General features: G+C 51.9%; 9 protein-coding genes, 1 tRNA gene and 3 rRNA genes. All 13 read right to left on the bottom strand.

Annotation, left to right across the window (positions count from 1 at the left end):
* Positions 1-223: 223 nt before the first annotated feature.
* Positions 224-2,056 (bottom strand): translational GTPase TypA, encoded by a 1,833-nt coding sequence (gene typA / locus LKE40_03715; protein MCH3916577.1) that lies wholly within the window; start codon positions 2,054-2,056, stop codon positions 224-226.
* A gap of 104 nt (positions 2,057-2,160) precedes the next feature.
* Positions 2,161-2,574, bottom strand: coding sequence for a (deoxy)nucleoside triphosphate pyrophosphohydrolase (locus tag LKE40_03720; protein MCH3916578.1), 414 nt, complete (start codon positions 2,572-2,574; stop codon positions 2,161-2,163).
* A 3-nt stretch (positions 2,575-2,577) separates the two neighbouring features.
* The gene (locus LKE40_03725; protein ID MCH3916579.1) at positions 2,578-3,699 is read right to left on the bottom strand and encodes a hypothetical protein; all 1,122 of its coding nucleotides are present in this window, start codon (positions 3,697-3,699) and stop codon (positions 2,578-2,580) included.
* A gap of 209 nt (positions 3,700-3,908) precedes the next feature.
* Positions 3,909-4,019 (bottom strand): 5S ribosomal RNA (gene rrf / locus LKE40_03730).
* Between the two features lie 77 nt (positions 4,020-4,096).
* Positions 4,097-7,043, bottom strand: a 23S ribosomal RNA gene (locus tag LKE40_03735).
* A gap of 53 nt (positions 7,044-7,096) precedes the next feature.
* Positions 7,097-7,170, bottom strand: a tRNA-Ala gene (locus LKE40_03740).
* Between the two features lie 119 nt (positions 7,171-7,289).
* Positions 7,290-8,833, bottom strand: a 16S ribosomal RNA gene (locus LKE40_03745).
* The 16S, 23S and 5S rRNA genes sit together here with 1 tRNA gene alongside, the layout of an rRNA operon.
* A 449-nt stretch (positions 8,834-9,282) precedes the next feature.
* Positions 9,283-9,567, bottom strand: coding sequence for a hypothetical protein (locus LKE40_03750; protein MCH3916580.1), 285 nt, complete (start codon positions 9,565-9,567; stop codon positions 9,283-9,285).
* The gene (locus tag LKE40_03755) at positions 9,564-12,734 is read right to left on the bottom strand and encodes an efflux RND transporter permease subunit (GenBank protein MCH3916581.1); all 3,171 of its coding nucleotides are present in this window, start codon (positions 12,732-12,734) and stop codon (positions 9,564-9,566) included. The genes LKE40_03750 and LKE40_03755 overlap by 4 nt, the downstream gene beginning before the upstream one ends.
* Entirely contained in the window at positions 12,734-13,687 is a 954-nt protein-coding gene (locus LKE40_03760; GenBank protein ID MCH3916582.1) for an efflux RND transporter periplasmic adaptor subunit, read from the bottom strand. Before LKE40_03760 ends, LKE40_03755 begins: the two co-directional genes overlap by 1 nt.
* A gap of 42 nt (positions 13,688-13,729) precedes the next feature.
* The gene (locus LKE40_03765) at positions 13,730-15,082 is read right to left on the bottom strand and encodes a TolC family protein (GenBank protein MCH3916583.1); all 1,353 of its coding nucleotides are present in this window, start codon (positions 15,080-15,082) and stop codon (positions 13,730-13,732) included.
* Positions 15,075-15,530, bottom strand: a complete 456-nt coding sequence (locus LKE40_03770; protein ID MCH3916584.1) for a hypothetical protein — start codon at positions 15,528-15,530, stop codon at positions 15,075-15,077. The genes LKE40_03765 and LKE40_03770 overlap by 8 nt, the downstream gene beginning before the upstream one ends.
* A gap of 680 nt (positions 15,531-16,210) precedes the next feature.
* Positions 16,211-17,350 (bottom strand): transposase, encoded by a 1,140-nt coding sequence (locus LKE40_03775; protein MCH3916585.1) that lies wholly within the window; start codon positions 17,348-17,350, stop codon positions 16,211-16,213.
* Between the last annotated feature and the right edge of the window lie 69 nt (positions 17,351-17,419).

Consider the following 17,419-nt stretch of genomic DNA (forward strand, 5'->3'; position numbering starts at 1 on the left):
TTTTAAGCTCTATTACAACTGAACTAAATCGGGTGAAAGCATATTACCCGATTTATTTTTTTCAGAACCAAGCTTTTCACTGGTGTAAAAATAAAATGACTAAAAATCATTATATACATCATTAAAAACAGCAAACAGAATAATATCAAGTCATTGATTTCCACTGTAAAACAGAGCTCGATAAGATTATCGGGCTCTGTCATCATAACGATCATTTTGGTAATCAATGCAGATAATGTGGAATCTCACCTCTTGATTCCAGGATCTTTCGCTGCTGGGTATTCAATACCTTCTTGCACATCCTGACCGACAATGGAGTAACTTCGACCAATTCATCTTCCTTGATGAACTGGATGGCCTGTTCAAGGCTCATCTTGGTAATGGGTGTCAGCGTAACGGCTTCATCCTTTCCGGAAGCTCTCAGGTTTGTCAGTTTCTTGGTCCTTGTAGGATTCAGCATAAGGTCAAGATCACGGTTCCTTTCTCCGACGATCTCTCCTTCATACACAGGATCACCAGGAACAACGAATAACTTTCCACGGTCTTCCAGCTGCCACAGAGCGTAAGCAACAGCTACACCTGCCCTGTCACTGATAAGAGAACCTGAAAGTCTGTCAGGGAAATCACCTTTGTATGGTTCATACCCCTTCAGATAAGAATTCATGATACCGAACCCATGGGTATCAGTAAGAAATTCATCCCTATAGCCTATCAAACCACGCGAGGGAATGGAGAATTTGATCTTCACCCGGTCACCTTTGTAAGTGATATCACTCATCTGGGCTTTTCTCGTGGCAAGTTTTTCCATTACAGTCCCTGAATACTCCTCAGGGCAGTCAATAAACAGTTCTTCAACAGGCTCAGTACGTTTGCCGTTTTCATCCTTGTGAAAGATAATCCGCGGACGGCCGACGCAAAGTTCAAACCCCTCACGCCGCATTTCTTCAATGATGATGGCCATCTGGAATTCCCCACGTCCCTTTACGGTATAGGAGTCATCCTCGTTCTTCTCTACTTTGATCGAGACATTGCGCAAGGCTTCCAATCGGAGTCTTTCACCGATCTTGGCACTGGTAAGTATCTTTCCCTCTTTTCCTGAAAGCGGAGAAATATTCTTGCTGAACAGCATTGAAACCGTCGGCTCATCTATGGTTATCCTAGGAAGTGCCTTGGGATAATCCTTGGTACAGATAGTATCTCCGATCGTAACATTGTCAATGCCCGCCAAAACAACGATATCACCGCTGTCAACTTCAGTGACATCATGGTACGTAGGCCCATCATAGGCATAGAGTTTCGTAACCCGCAGGTTTGAGACACTTCCATCAGCTTCCATGCAGACAAGCTGCTCATTGACCGTAGCATTCCCATTGATGATTTTTCCTATGGCAAGCCGGCCAAGGAATTCGCTGTAGCTGAGATCACTGACCAGCATCTGGAAAGGCTCTTCATCATCATATACAGGGGCAGGAATTGAATCAACGATTGCGTCAAGCAACTTGTAAAGATTCGGCTCAAGATGATCGGGATCAGTCCCGCAAGTCCCGTCTCTGCCGACTGCATAGAAAACAGGAGCCTCCAGCAACTGCTCATTGTCACTAAGCTCAAAAAGCAAGTCGTAGACCTCATCAAGTACTTCTGCAGGCCGGGCATCTGCCCTGTCTATCTTGTTGATGACAATGATGGGTGGCAGGTGGAGAGCCAATGCTTTCTCAAGTACGAACCGTGTCTGGGGCAACGGTCCCTCGGCTGCATCACAGAGAAGCACGACTCCATCTACCATAGAAAGGCCACGCTCGACTTCTCCACCGAAGTCCGCGTGTCCAGGGGTATCAATAATGTTGATCTTGACACCTTTCCAATGGATGGCACAGTTCTTGGCATTGATCGTAATGCCCCTTTCTCTCTCTATTGCTCCACTGTCCATGATCCGGTCCTTGCCTTCGGCTCCGGCAAGTCCTGATTGACGGAACATAGCATCGACCAACGTGGTCTTGCCATGGTCAACATGTGCAATGATTGCAATATTTCTTATCGATTCATTCTTTCTTTTCATCTTCTGTTACCTTGTCCTGTATCTTATCAGAGGAACCGTATGAAGTACGAGACCTCTACAAAGGTTTCTTCATTTTTTATATCATAGATATGTAGGAATTGCTGTCAGTCTGGCAAAATACTTTCCAGCAAGGCCTGCGCAACCGTGACATCTGCAGGAGCGAGCGGGACTTTCCAGACATCAGCAAATCTCACCCAACGTGAAGCTACATGTTCCTTCAGGATAATCTGTTCAGGGTGTACCTTGACGACAAACGCATCCATATTGAGGAAGAAGGTCGGATACTCATGGAATATCCTGCAGAAATAATCCGGTACGACAGCAGAAAGGGCAAGTTCCTCTTCAAGTTCCCTTTTGAGAGCGTCGACGGCATTCTCACCGCTCTCAAGCTTGCCACCTGGGAATTCCCAAAGTCCCGCATTATATCGTCCTGAATCTCTCTGGGCCAACAGCACCTTGCCATCATGGACCAGAAGGGCACAGGCAACCTCCAAAGTATTCTTTTTTCTCTGAAGCATATGCTATCGCTTCCCTTTGGACATAGCAGGTTGCATCCCCTTGGAAACCACACCAAGAGTCTTCTGATAAGAACTTACAAGGCTGTCACCGACCTTGTCATGTACAATGGTAGAAATGGTAAGGCTATCGCCATTCCCTGTTATACCGAAAGAATTCCTTACATAAGAACTGGAAGTGTAGTATTCAAGGGAGTTAAAAGGTTTTTCAATTTCAAAATCCGATACCCGGTCTATCAGAAAATCATCAAGAAACAAAGTCTTTGTTTCTTTGCTGCAAGTAGGGTCAGCACAGACAGAAAGGGACGGCAAAGAAAGCTCAGTAGACCTGAGCAGATATTGCTTGCTAGGAAATGCCCTTGCCAATATTCTGTCAATTCCCCGGCAATTATCATAAAAAGTAATCTTGTGATCAAAACCTCGGACAAATCGAAATGTCGGAGAAAGATCAGCAAGAGATGTATCATCTGATTCTCTCAGGGAGAGGGGAATACTGAACTTCATTCTCAGCCCTTGGTTCAATGACAATGCAATGCAGATAAAAAATGAAAGTACAGAAATCCTTTCTTTGGAACAGAGACTGAAAATCGTCGTTGCATCAACTGAGAAACTTCTTACCTTTATCTCTTGCAGATGTTCTGGCCCCTGAGGAAAATCACAGGTAATTGCAGGAATCTTATGTAATTTCAAAGACTGCAGCAACGGCAATTTATTCATGACCGGCCAAGGATGGAAAGTATCTGAATCTGTAAGCACATCATCCATGACCATTGCTTTTGCAAGGGCAACCAAGGCAGGTGCATCTGCGACTAGAGGATGAGCCATCAGAACCAGTCGTCCGTTGGGATTATAGCAACATCTGAAGAGTGGACCAACGAAAGGGTCAAACGGATGCGTTTCAATCTCTTTCTTTATCCATGCATGTACAGATGATGTCGTTTCTATAAATTCATATAAAGATTTTTCGGTTTCTTTTCTTATACAGGTCCTGTTCTCAATGACAGCAAAAATGCTCTTAGTTGAAATTTGGGAGGCCAGCAAACGAGCAAGACGTTCCTGGACTTCTTCAGCTGTCAGTTTTACTGCATAGGAGGCTACCAGTATCCTGTAACCACATCTATCGTACAACTGATATCTTTGAGCCTTTATTTGTTGTTCTTCCATAATAAAAACCAGGTATATGAGCCTGAAACCTCCTTTTCCTACATGTAACGGTCTGTCAGCATGATAGAAGAAAATCCTCCGTTCTTAAGCATATCACAAAACCAAAGAAAAAAAAGGAATCTGGATTACAAAAAAAAAAGACCCGAAGGGCCATGGAAGGGAAAAAGAAAGGGGTCCGGCGGCTGCCTACTCTCCCGCCAGAAGGCAGTACCATCGGCGCAGGGGCGCTTAACTTCCGTGTTCGGGATGGGAACGGGTGTGCCCGCCCCGCCATCGCCACCGGACCCGGCCAACGCCCAGGGGCACCAGGAGAGTCCCTGGTACACCCGGCCTTGGCCCTGCGGGGGACCGCAACGACAATATGGTCAAGCCTCACGGCTGATTAGTACCGGTGGGCTGCACGCGTCGCCGCGCTTCCACCCCCGGCCTATCGACCAGGTATTCTCCCTGGTTCCTTCAGTCCCCCACAGGGGGGGATGGGAAGTCTCATCTCGGGGCGGGCTTCCCGCTTAGATGCTTTCAGCGGTTATCCCTTCCGGACGTGGCTACCCGGCACCTGCCGCTGGCGCGACAACCGGTACACCAGAGGTCCGTCCACCTCGGTCCTCTCGTACTGAAGGCAGCTCCCCCCAGACTTCCTACGCTCGTGGCAGATAGGGACCGAACTGTCTCACGACGTTCTGAACCCAGCTCGCGTACCGCTTTGATTGGCGAACAGCCAAACCCTTGGGACCTGCTCCAGCCCCAGGATGCGATGAGCCGACATCGAGGTGCCAAACCTTGCCGTCGATATGAACTCTTGGGCAAGATCAGCCTGTTATCCCCGGAGTACCTTTTATCCGTTAAGTGACGGCGCTTCCACTCGCTGCCGCCAGATCACTAGGACCTACTTTCGTACCTGCTCGGCCTGTACGCCTCGCAGTCAAGCCGCCTTGTGCCCTTGCACTTGCAGGATGATTCCCGACCATCCCAAGGCGACCTTCGCGCGCCTCCGTTACGCTTTCGGAGGCGACCGCCCCAGTCAAACTCCCCGCCTGGCACGGTCCCCGCGCCGGTTCACGGCGCGGGTGAGGAGGCTGGAAAGGGAAGGGTGGTATTTCACCGGCGGCTCCGCCCAGGCTGACGCCCGGGCATCCTTGCCTCCCACCTATCCTACACATCCCTGCCCAGCCCCCAATGCCGGGTTGGAGTAAAGGTTCACGGGGTCTTTCCGTCTAACCACGAGTACCAGGCATCTTCACCTGGACTTCAATTTCACCGGACCTCACGCCGAGACAGCGCCCATGTCGTTACACCATTCGTGCGGGTCGGAACTTACCCGACAAGGAATTTCGCTACCTTAGGACCGTTATAGTTACGGCCGCCGTTTGCTGGGGCTTGGGTTCGCCGCTTCGCCTTGCGGCTGACGGCTCCCCTTGACCTTCCAGTACCGGGCAGGTGTCAGTCCATATACTTCCCGTCGCCGGTTCGCATGGACCTGTGTTTTTGGTAAACAGTCGCATGGGCCATTTCTCTGCGGCTCCCCCTGCGGGGAGCCATACTTCTCCCTAGGTTACGTATGCATTTTGCCGAGTTCCTTGGCGTGAGTTCGTCCGTGCGCCTTCGCATTCTCAGCTCGCCCACCTGTGTCGGTCTGCGGTACGGTCTCCCGGTGCCTTGCCTTAGAAGTTGTTTCTCGGCACCGCGGCTCGGCACGCTTCGCCGCCATTGCGGCGGCTCGCCGCCGGCTCACCTGGGCCGGGGGGTTTGCCTCCCGGCCGTCATAGGCCCGCCTTCCGGACAGGGACTACCGTCGCCCTGCCGTGCTCCGCCCCATGCTTCGCTCCGTCGAAACACCGGGAGGTGCGGGAATGTTGACCCGCTTCCCATCGGCTACGGCCTTCGCCCTCGCCTTAGGGGCCGACTGACCCTCGGGCAGATTGCCTTTACCCCGGAAACCTCGGGCTTCCGGCGGGGGGGGATCCCACCCCCCTTTCCGTTACTCATGCCTGCATCCTCTCTTCCGCCCCGTCCACGGGCCCTCCCGGGCCCGCTTCGTCCGTTCGCGGAATGCTCCCCTACCCACAGCGCACATGGCGCTGTGCCGCGGCTTCGGCGGCGTGCTTAGCCCCGTTGGATTGTCGGCGCGTGACTACTCGACCAGTGAGCTGTTACGCACTCCTTGGAGGGATGGCTGCTTCTGAGCCAACCTCCTGGCTGTCTGTGCAGTCACACTTCCTTTCCCACTCGGCACGCCTTGGGGACCTTGGCCGGCGGTCCGGGCTGTTCCCCTCTCGACGACGGCCCTTATCAGTCGCCGTCTGACTGCCGCGCATTGTACACCGGCATTCAGAGTTCGGTTAAACTTGGTACCCGGTGAAGGGCCCGCATCTATCCGGTGCTTTACCTCCGGTGCAGTCCACGCGACGCTAGCCCTAAAGCTATTTCGGGGAGTGCCAGCTATCTCCAAGTTTGTTTAGCCTTTCACTCCGAGCCACAGCTCATCGCAACCCTTTTCAGCGGATTTACGTTCGGCCCTCCACCGGACTTTACTCCGGCTTCAGCCTGGCCATGGCTAGATCACTTGGCTTCGGGTCCGCCCCGTGCAACTCGCGCCCTCTTCAGGCTCGGTTTCCCTACGGCTCCGGGACTCCTGTCCCTTAACCTCGCTGCACAGGGCGACTCGCAGGCTCATTCTACAAAAGGCACGCCATCACCCTCTCGGGCTCTGACCGCTTGCAGGTCCACGGTTTCAGGTTCTCTTTCACTCCCCTCCCGGGGTCCTTTTCACCTTTCCCTCACGGTACTGTGCGCTATCGGTAGCCGCCGAGTATTCAGCCTTGGAGGGTGGTCCCCCCTGCTTCCGGCCGGGTTCCTCGTGCCCCGCCGTACTCAGGCTGCGCGCCAAGGCAGCCCCCATGCCGCCGGCTACGGGGCTTTCACCCGCTCCGGCCGCCCTTCCCAGGTGCGTTCGCCTGGCATGGGGGTTTCTCACTGCCCGGGTCTCCCCAGGCGCGCGCCTACAACCCCGCGTCCCCGAAGGCACGCGGTTTGGGCTCCTCCCCGTTCGCTCGCCGCTACTTGGGGAATCTCGTGCTTGATTTCTTCTCCTGCCGGTACTCAGATGGTTCACTTCCCGGCGTATGGCTCCCGCACGCTGTCTTTCCTCACGTGCGGGCGGCAGGCTCACCGCCTGCCGGGTTACCCCATTCGGACGTCCGCGGATCACAGGGTGCTTGCCCCTCCCCGCGGCTTTTCGCAGCTTGCCGCGTCCTTCGTCGCCTGACGGCTCCCAGGCATCCTCCGTGGACCCTGTTCATTGCTTGACCATATTGCCCTTGCTGTCCCTTCGCTCTCTATGTCAAAAAAACCTTCATCCCACTGGAGGCAGGGGGACTCGAACCCCCGACCCTCGGCTTGCAAAGCCGATGCTCTAGCCAGCTGAGCCATGCCCCCGGCTCTGCCTCAGGGAAGACGGGAAACGGAAGGAAGCCCCGGGGGCCCCCTGGAAAGGACCACCCCTGCTGCGGGGCACGCCGCCTGTGAGCGGGGCATGCCCCTGCCTTTCTTTCCAGAAAGGAGGTGATCCAGCCGCACCTTCCGGTACGGCTACCTTGTTACGACTTCACCCCCCTCACCGGGCATACCTTAGGCACCGCCCCCCCTCGCAGGTTGGGCTGGCGACTTCGGGTACCCCCGACTCGGATGGTGTGACGGGCGGTGTGTACAAGGCCCGGGAACGTATTCACCGCGCCATGCTGATGCGCGATTACTAGCGATTCCAACTTCACGGAGCCGGGTTGCAGGCTCCGATCCGTACTGGGGCCGGCTTTGCGCGATTCGCTCCGCCTCGCGGCCTCGCTGCGCCCTGTACCGGCCATTGTAGCACGTGTGTGGCCCAGGACATAAGGGCCGTGATGACTTGACGTCGTCCCCACCTTCCTCCGGTTTGTCACCGGCAGTCCCGCCTGAGTGCCCAACTTCACTTGCTGGCAACTGGCGGCAGGGGTTGCGCTCGTTGCGGGACTTAACCCAACACTTCACAGCACGAGCTGACGACAGCCATGCAGCACCTGTGCGCCCGCCCCGAAGGGAAGGCCGGTCTCCCGGCCCGCCGGACGCATGTCAAGCCCTGGTAAGGTTCCTCGCGTATCATCGAATTAAACCACATGCTCCACCGCTTGTGCGGGCCCCCGTCAATTCCTTTGAGTTTCACCCTTGCGGGCATACTCCCCAGGCGGTGCACTCATCGCGTTGGCTTCGGCACCGGACCCTCAGGGCCCGACGCCTGGTGCACATCGTTTACTGTGCGGACTACCAGGGTATCTAAACCTGTTCGCTCCCCGCACCTTCGCGTCTCAGCGTCAGTACATGGCCAGGCATCCGCCTTCGCCACCGGTGTTCTTCCGGATATCTACAGATTTCACCCCTACACCCGGAATTCCGATGCCCCTTCCTGTACTCAAGCACCGCAGTTTCCAGCGCGTCCCCCCGGTTGGGCCGGGGCCTTTCACGCCGGACTTGCAGCGCCGCCTGCACGCCCTTTACGCCCAATGATTCCGAACAACGCTCGCCCCCTACGTGTTACCGCGGCTGCTGGCACGTAGTTAGCCGGGGCTTCTTCCGGGATTCACGTCATCCGCAGGCCATTCCCTGCCCGCGTCGTTCCCCCTCCCGAAAAGGACTTTACAACCTCACGGCCTCCATCGTCCACGCGGCGTCGCTCCGTCAGGCTTTCGCCCATTGCGGAAGATCCTTAGCTGCTGCCCACCGTAGTAGTCTGGGCCGTGTCTCAGTCCCAATGTGGCCGTCCACCCTCTCAGGCCGGCTACCCATCGTCGCCACGGTGGGCCTTTACCCCGCCGTCTAGCTAATGGGCCGCGGACCCATCCCCCGGCGCCGCCTCGGCGCCTTTCCCGCTCGCGCCCTTCCGGCGCGCGCGTCTCATGCGGTATTACCCGGTGTTTCCACCGGCTATCCCGCTCCGGGGGGCAGGTTGTCCACGTGTTACTCACCCGTCCGCCGCTCTCGGGGGGCCGAAGCCCCCCTGCCGCTCGACTTGCATGCTTAAAACGCGCCGCCAGCGTTCGTTCTGAGCCAGGATCAAACTCTCCGTCATCATATCGCGCGGGCCGAAGCCCGCGCTGCTCGATATCTCTTCCGGCGTCCTCTCCTGCCGCTCCAAGAACTCACGACCGACTTCTTCAATCTGTCTGTTCTCTCATCCTTGAATTGACTGGGAGCCCCCCCGGCCAGGCTCGCGCCCGGCCGGTCGGCTTCCTTCCATTTCTCGTCTCCCCTTCGCTCTTAACTGTGGAAAAAACATTCAACACAAAAGATACCAAACCATGAAAACCCATCATCGTGTTCTGTAGCTTTCGTACCCTAGCTCTCAGTGCCGAACAAGGAGAGACTATATCACGACTTCAGAATTATGTCCAGTAAAATCTTAAAATTTTATATTCTTTATTTTAAAACAAATTTAAATACTTATATAGTATAAAATAAAAAACCCTTACATAGACATTTTTTCCAAACAAAAACTCTATTCTGCAGACAGACCTACAGCTATAGGGCTTTGGCCTCGCAGCTGAATGCAGCTATTCCCTCTGCGGGAAATTCTTCTCTCAGCTGTCTGACAATCCTTGCAAGCGTTGCCTCCTGTGCTTCATCAGCATAAAAGACATAAAGCTTGTTCTCCTGCGGCCATACATCATCACCCATCTTCGGATCAGAGTACCCTCTGCCGATGACTTGCCTGACAGCCGTATACGTCCGCAGACGGTTGTCTGCCAGCCTATCCTGGAACTCTTCGTCAAGAGCCCGTGAAAGTATTACTTCAACCCTTTTCATTCAGCTGTTCCTCCCTGAATGGCATTCTCTTTCCGTTCCCTTTCCTTCTGCAATCTTTTCTTTTCGCCATGGACATTGAAAAGATAATAGACAACAGGCATCAGCGTCAGTGTCATGAGTGTTCCGAACGTCAAGCCTCCGAATACCGTTTGCCCGATCGGCTGTACAAGCTCTGCCCCTGTCTGGGGGAAGAAAGCCATAGGAACCAAGGCCAGTACGGTGGTCAGTGTGGTCATGCTGACAGGTCTCAGCCTTGACCGTGCCGCATTGATGCACGCCTCTTCCAACGGCTCTCCCCGCTTACGGAGCAAATTGGTATAGTCAACGAGCACAATGCCGTTGTTTACGATAATTCCTACAAGTACCAGTGCACCGACAAGCGTCATCAGCGAAATAGGCATATGCATCAGCGTTTCTATGCCGACAACACCTATGAGGGCCAAGGGAAGTGTAAACAGAATGATAAACGGATCCTTGAACGATTCAAACTGGCTCGCCATGACTGCAAAGACCAATATGGCTGCCATAAGGATAATCTGCAGGAACACCTGGATACCTTCCTGCATCGTTTCCCATTCACCGCCGATACTGTACGTCAGATTTTCATCTGTCACGACATTGGCTTTGAGCAAATCTGAAATCTTTTCCGTTACCGTATTGATGGACTGGCCGGAAACCCGGGTTGCAGTAACATGGGCAACACGGGACTGGTCCTCCCTTTCTATAGTCAGCGGAGACTGGGATTTCTTGAAACTTGCAAATGCTGACAATGGAACCTTCTGATTCAAGTTATTGGTAACCGTCAGTGTATCCAGGTTAATGCTATGATAGTCCCTGGCTCCTTTGAGCCGGAGCACCATATCTATATCATCACCCTTGTCACTGTACGAACCGACGACTGTCCCTGACAGATCAGCCTTCAGTTCCGTAGCAACTCCTGCAGCAGTCAAGTTGAACAAAGCCAGTTTACTACGGTCAAACACCAGATCAAGCTGAGGATTACCGCTGACAATGGAATTGGAAACGTCACTGACGAGACTGCTTCCTTGTTCCTTCAGCAACAATGCAATCTGATCCGATACCTTCCGTAACCGGTCAAAGTCATTGCACTTGACCGTAATGTCAATATCACTGCTTGAAGAACCGGACATGCTCATCGCTGACTGGGTCGAAACAGACAAAGTAAACTGCGGATACTCTGCAGCAATCTTTCTTGCCTTTGCAATTACTTCATCCAAGGTCATATCGCCCTGTTTTCTTTCTGAGCTGTCCCGTATGGTCACCTCAATCTTTGCAGTCGAAGCAGAAGTACCTGAGAAATAACTGTTCTCCCCGCTTCCCACTGATGTCGATATGGTCTTGTATCCTTGTATCTGATCCATCAGTTCTTTCTCAAACTGCTTGGTGATTGCATTTGAACTCTCCAAATCAGTCCCATGGGGAAAATCCAACGTAAATGTCGTCTGGTCCTGTTCGCTGTCGGAGAACAGTTCAAATCCCATCTGAGGAATATGCATGACAGACAATACAAACAATGCGACTATCACCGCAATCAGCAGGAACTTATGATGGAGTGCCCAACGTACAAAATTTCCATACCCCCGTTCTATGCCGTTGAACATTTTCTCAAGCAAACGGTCAACACCCTTCTTCTGAGCATGCATTTTCTTATGCCCTTTAAAGAATGACGCTGAAAGTGTAGGAACAAGAATCAAGGCAACCAACAGAGAAGCTGTAAGTGAGACAATGACAGTAAAAGCCAAGTCTTCAAAAATAGTAATCAAGCCGTTCATGCTGTTTCGGAAAAGGAGCAACGGCAGGAATACACAGATTGACGTCAATGTCGAGCTGGTTATTGCCCTGCTCATTTCATTTGCACCCAGCTTTGCAGCTATGTGAGGCTTCGCCCCACGCTCCCTGTATGAAAAGATATTTTCCAATATGACTATCGAGTTATCCACCAACATACCGACGCCCAAGGCAAGTCCAGCCAACGAAAGCATGTTGACCGTATGCCCGGTAAACGACATGATGCCAAGCGTTATCAGCAATGAGATAGGTATCGTCAGGGAAATCGTCAATGTTGACGAAAGACTCCGGAGGAAGATGAATATGACAAGGACAGCCAATAGGGCACCTGTCAGGGCAGACTGTGCAACATTGTTGATCGAAGTGCTGACCATATCCGTCGTATCATAGGCAACTTCAAGCGAACAGTCAGACGGGATTGCCTTGTCCAGTGTCTTGAGCTGGTTCCTTACGGCCTTTGCAATATTAAGGGAATTGGTACCGCTCTGTTTCTGCAGCGTAAACAAGATGCCACTTTGTCCGTTGATATATGAATAGGAAGTAGCATCCTTGTAACCTTCCTTTATGTCTGCAATATCTCCGAGCTTGACCTGTACCGACTCCCCATTGCTGTTGGTCTTTGCTGTTACGACGGTATCACGAAGCTGCTGCAAGTCAGTGAAGCTACCCAAGGATGAAAGTGTATACTCAAGTCCATGGTCAGTAACCTGACCGGCATCGGACTTGAGGTTCTGTGCCGCCAAAGCCTGTGAGATCTGGGTCAAGGAAAGGTTATACTGCTCAAGTACCGACAAAGGTACATCAATAAGAATGGCTTTTTCCCTACCCCCACTGATGTTTGCCTGAGCCACGCCATCCAGCTGTTCCAGACCAGGTTGGACGATGTTCTGCGCAATATCCAACAGTTCATCCTGTGACCGTTCACCGACAAGGGTAATACCCATGATCGGCATCAATGACGGATCCATCTGGATGATCATCGGGGAACTCGCCTCATCCGGCAGGTAATTCCGAACCAGATCAAGTCTGTCCCGAACCATGTTCGTCGCTTGGTCAAGGTCCGTGGACTGTGTAAATTCCAGCATAATCATTGAAGTACCGGCAGAAGAATCAGAATACACCTTCTTCAGGCCTGAAATGCCCGAAAAGGTTCCTTCGAGTACTTTGGTCACCCTGGATTCAATCTCCTCAGGACTTGCATTGGTGTCACTGGTTATGACAATGACATATGGCAATGACATATCCGGGAGGGTATCGATCGGTAAAGTCCGTGTCGTATATAGTCCCAGGGCAATCAATACCAAGGTAAAGATCAAAACGGTCTTAGGCCTTTTGATCGAACTGTCACTCAAGCTCATTATTCAGCTCCTCCGTTCTCCACGACCAGGACTTTGATTCCGTCTCCCAACAATGAGGAATTGGAATTAACTAGTTCGTCACCAATCTTTATGTCACCAGACACCTGTACCTTTTCATATGTCGAAAGGCCGACGGTAACCGGTACCTTGGAAATGATGTCATCAGCTCCTATGCGATAGACGAAATCTGTGCCATCCTCGGAAAATAAAGCTGTAGTAGGTATGACAAGGACGTCTTTTCGCTCCTCAGTAATTATTCGAAGTTTGGTATACATTCCTGCAAGGATACCGTCCGATGGAGATGTCAGCTTGACGGTAACACCAAGACTTCTCGTCTGGGAATCCACTACAGGGTCCAGTCTGGAAACTACACCTTTGAAAGTCTTGCCAGGATAAGCCTCGAAGTCCAAGTCGACTTTTTCGCCGACAGAAAGACGGGAAATATACTTTTCCATGACCTTTGCCTTGATCTCGATATCTGAAAGGTCCCTGATATACGCAAGCGTCACCGCAGGTGATACCTGTACGCCTTCTTCCATCATTACTTGGATTACAGTTCCTGTAATAGGTGATTTTACCGGGCTAGGCATGTAGTTCATGCCAGGTTTTGAAGGATCGACTTCGGCAACAATCTGGTCTTTTTTGACGATATCCCCCACTTTCAGGTTGAAGTCCTTCAGTTTGCCTGAAGCTTCACTGTTGATACCGGTAAGCGTCTGGGCATCGACCACGCCATCAACCGTAATCGCAGACTCGATGGTATCTTTTGTAACCGTCGTCTGATATACAGATACAATCGGATTCTCATCAGCAGATGTTTTCTCCGTTGTTGTCGCCGTTGCTGTTTCTTCGGCAGTCTTATCGTCAGTTGTTCCACTGGTTGTCGTCTTGCTGCAAGCAACCGCCAATACAAGGAACAGCATAAGCATCATTATAAATTTAATTTTCTTCATACGTTTCTTTCCTATTTGTTAAAGTCTTGTTTTTTCTACCGTTCAATATGCGGCAGAGGCTTCGGACTGCAACTTCAGTACCGAAGAAAAATATGTATACTGTGCCTGCAGGAGATTGAGTTTTGCCTGGTCATGGCTAAGCTGGGCATCCCGATACGAGGCATAGTCAGTCAGTCCGTTCTCATAGGATTGCTTGGTCAGATCAAGGGTCTTCTGAGCCAGTGCTATATTTGTCTTTGCCAAATCCATCTGTTCCAATGCCGTCTTTGCATCAGCAAGGTTCTTGCTGAACGTCAGCCGTATGTTCTGTACCAGTTGATCTTTGCCGACTTCAAGGTTCTGCCTTGAATTGGCAATCGTCTTGAGTTTGGTCCTTGAACTGCTTCCAGGAAGCATATTGGTAACATTGAAGGCCAAAGTAGCAGAAATAGAACCTTGGTCTGTATGGTTCGTACTGGTCGACCAATCAGTGGTCACATCATATACCAAAGGCTGATACGAAGCAGAAAGTGTAACAGAAGGACAGTAGATACTGGACTTCGTCATTGATTCCTGGCTGTCAAGCATCTGCTCATTTATGTTCAGGTTCTGCAGGTCAGTATCTGCGGCAAGGGCTTCTTCCACCTTGAAGGTATCAAGCTCATGGCCGGTGACAGCGGGAAGTCCGTCGACAAACTCAATCGGAGCATCAATGTCCTCCGTTCCCATGAGGAAATTCAGTGTCTGTTTCTGGCTTGCAATGTTGGCTTCACTGCTGTTGATCGAACTGTTGCTTGAGGCAATCTGATTCTTCAGCTGATAGAGATTGATTTCCGGTACCAATCCGGCTTCATAGGATTTCTGCATGTTGGCAAGTGTTTCCTTTGCCTGTGCAAGGCTCTGCTGCTGGAGTTTCAAGGCCTCTTCCTGCACGACGATGCCGAAGTACAGTTGCCTGATCTGCAAGGCAAGGCTCTTCTTTGCAGCCTGCAGGCTGATCTGCTTGGTATCAATCTGATACTTAAGCAGTTTCAGTGATTCCCACATCGAGGGATGTAGTGAAAGACTAAAACTGAGGCCGGAACTAAAAAAAACATAAGGACCATATGTTGCATAATCTGCTGCCATCCCAGAAGAAGAATCAGATGGATCAATATAATGCATCCCACTCAATGCTTTTGTCCCAGAATTACTCCTTCCTATAGTAGTCGTCGCCTGCAGTGTCGGATAGAACGTGTTGGTAACCCCATCATCCTGCGCTATTTTTGCGGCTTCCACAGAAAGCTGATCTGTCTGAATGGTCAGGCTATGTGTCAAGGCATTTTCCACAGCTTGGTCCACCGTAAGTTTCTGTGCTGCAAGCGTCGGCATCAGTATGGATACTGCTGCAAGCAGAGCCAATATCTTCTTACTCATTTACTATAGCTCCTTCTTCACTGAACTTTGTCAAATTCATATCCACCTTGGCTAACAAGGTCCTCGAAATTTGTCTTTCTTCATCAGAAAAACCAGACATCAGCGAATCTGTCATCTTATGAAGGTTTTCTTCTATCATCTCGACTATTGACTGACTGAGCGGCAACAGAAATATTTTCTGGTACCGTCTGTCTATCTCGGAAGTTTCGACTCCTAGGAAACCTTTCTTTCTAAGCCCATCAACCAACTTGGATACATTCGATCTTGCCATTCCACTACGGGAAGCAAATGCTGCTGCAGTTGGAATAGCATCTGCACAATTCAAATAAAGAATCAGCTGACATTCATTCAAACTGATTCCGTATTGTCTGAGGGATTCACGTATCAGACCAAGCCACAACTTGTGAGCAGCCACCACTTTAAGGAATAGATAATTCGAATTCTCCACTTGATTATCTCCCGATATCTTCTACAAAAATAGTTCTTATTTATAATAGATATAATTAAGAATAATTACTAAAAATATCTGTTACTATTACATATTTATTGTTTTCTTTGCAATAGGTATCATGGCAAATAAATGCAAAAAAATTTTAAATAACGATGCAATTTATAATATTTCTCATCTGAGATAAATAGAAATATATATGTCACCCTTACATCCAATATAGAATAAGTATCACTTAATATTTATGTTGTTTTATTACAGCAAATTAAGCAGAAATACAAAATCTATGCATAAAAACAGGTGTCCGCCAGTAACCTCTTTCTCCTTAGCTCTACAGTTGTTTGCCTGCAACGATTGCAAGCTAAATTGTTATGCTCTATTTCATGCATGACTTATGCCAACTACTATAAATCGTTGCATAAAGAGCATGAAAAAAATAATACATAGCTATCAATTACTTATATATAAATATTATACAGAGGTTTTTGCAAAACTCACGGGTGCCTGAATAAATATTCACGGATGATGCATATCCATGCAGAAGCCATGCCTGACAGCTGCAGGGGATGGGAACCGGCCGCATCACGTAGCCTTCATGGCCTGCCGCAGGCCTGCGCGCACACACAGGACGGACGCCCTCCCGGGTGCCTGCACTCTGCCATCATTTCCGTTCCTTCCTGCTATGCGCTCTTCTTCCTTGCCGCCTGCTGCCGTGCTTCCAGCACCTTGCCCATCCGCTTGACGGTCAGCAGCAGCACCGCAAGCCGCAGGTCGAAACGTGCCCTCGGCCCCCGGCCGTACAGCGCCTTCGGCAGGAAGCACTCCTTCAGCTCGCTGTTGGTGCGCTCCACCGTGGTCCGTGCCCGGTACCTGGCGCGTCCCGCAGGGTCCATCTCCTCCTTGGCCCCGTTGCGGTCGGCCTTGAAGTCGATGAGCGGCACCCTGCCCATGGCAAGCACCCTGTCCCTGACCGCCCCGCTGCTGTAGCCGCCGTCCATGAGGGCATACAGCCAGGTGCACCGCCCTGCGGCGATGCGCAGCAGGGGGATCGCCGGCTGCGTGTCATGCACGCACGCCCCCGTCACCGCACTGGCCACCGGGATGCCGCTGTCGTCCACTGCCAGGTGCACCTTGTAGCCCACGCGCCACTGCATGTGCCCCCTGCTGTTCCGCTTCCCCGTGACCGTGCACCGCTGTTCCAGCGTGGCCAGGTAGGCATGGGGGTCCCCGCTGTCGCGCAGCTGCACCAGGCGTGCCTCCTGCCCCTTCCTTTCCTGCACCGCCTTCTCCCCTGCGCTGCCGGCCTTCGGGCGGCCCCTCCGGCCCTTCTGCCGCTTCGTCCTCACCGCAGGCCTCTCCCGTGCATCCACGGGCGTGCTGTCAAGGCTCAGGTGGCACACCGTCCTGCCTGCATAGAACTGCCTGCACAGCCGGTCATGGATCCCCCGGAAGTCCATCTCCTCCAGCAGCCGTGCCGTCCGCCTGCTCACCGACGACGGGCTGGGTACCCGCCCCAGCTGTGTCACCGTCCTCAGGTTCGGGCTCGACTGCAGCAGGGCAACCGCCGCCGTGACGGTGTCCAGGCGGAAGAAGAGCAGCACCGCACGCACCGCCAGTATGTCCGTCAGGCTGTAGCCCCTGCGCCCGGTACGCCCTCCCGCAGGCCGGGAAAGCCGCGTGGGGACCAGGGCAACCAGTGCCTGCCAGTAGCGCAGGAACTCCACCTCCTTCGGGGTGGGCTCAAGGAAGAAGCAGCCGCACAGGTCCTGCCGGTCGAAGAGGAGGGGTTGCAGTGAAAGGCGATTCGGTGTACTGTCCATGGTAAAGGCTCCTTTTGTTCTCTTTTACAATCAAAGTATATCAAAAGCGAGCCTTTTTTCATACCCTAA

The sequence above is a fragment of the Spirochaetia bacterium genome, from assembly GCA_022482625.1.
Taxonomy (GTDB): domain Bacteria; phylum Spirochaetota; class Spirochaetia; order Sphaerochaetales; family Sphaerochaetaceae; genus Pleomorphochaeta.

Excerpts from the sequence above, each read along its gene's own strand:
- typA (MCH3916577.1), bottom strand. The coding sequence starts at position 2,056 with ATGAAAAGAAAGAATGAATCGATAAGAAATATTGCAATCATTGCACAT.
- LKE40_03720 (MCH3916578.1), bottom strand. The coding sequence starts at position 2,574 with ATGCTTCAGAGAAAAAAGAATACTTTGGAGGTTGCCTGTGCCCTTCTG.
- LKE40_03750 (MCH3916580.1), bottom strand. The coding sequence starts at position 9,567 with ATGAAAAGGGTTGAAGTAATACTTTCACGGGCTCTTGACGAAGAGTTC.
- LKE40_03755 (MCH3916581.1), bottom strand. The coding sequence starts at position 12,734 with ATGAGCTTGAGTGACAGTTCGATCAAAAGGCCTAAGACCGTTTTGATC.
- LKE40_03760 (MCH3916582.1), bottom strand. The coding sequence starts at position 13,687 with ATGAAGAAAATTAAATTTATAATGATGCTTATGCTGTTCCTTGTATTG.
- LKE40_03765 (MCH3916583.1), bottom strand. The coding sequence starts at position 15,082 with ATGAGTAAGAAGATATTGGCTCTGCTTGCAGCAGTATCCATACTGATG.
- LKE40_03775 (MCH3916585.1), bottom strand. The coding sequence starts at position 17,350 with ATGGACAGTACACCGAATCGCCTTTCACTGCAACCCCTCCTCTTCGAC.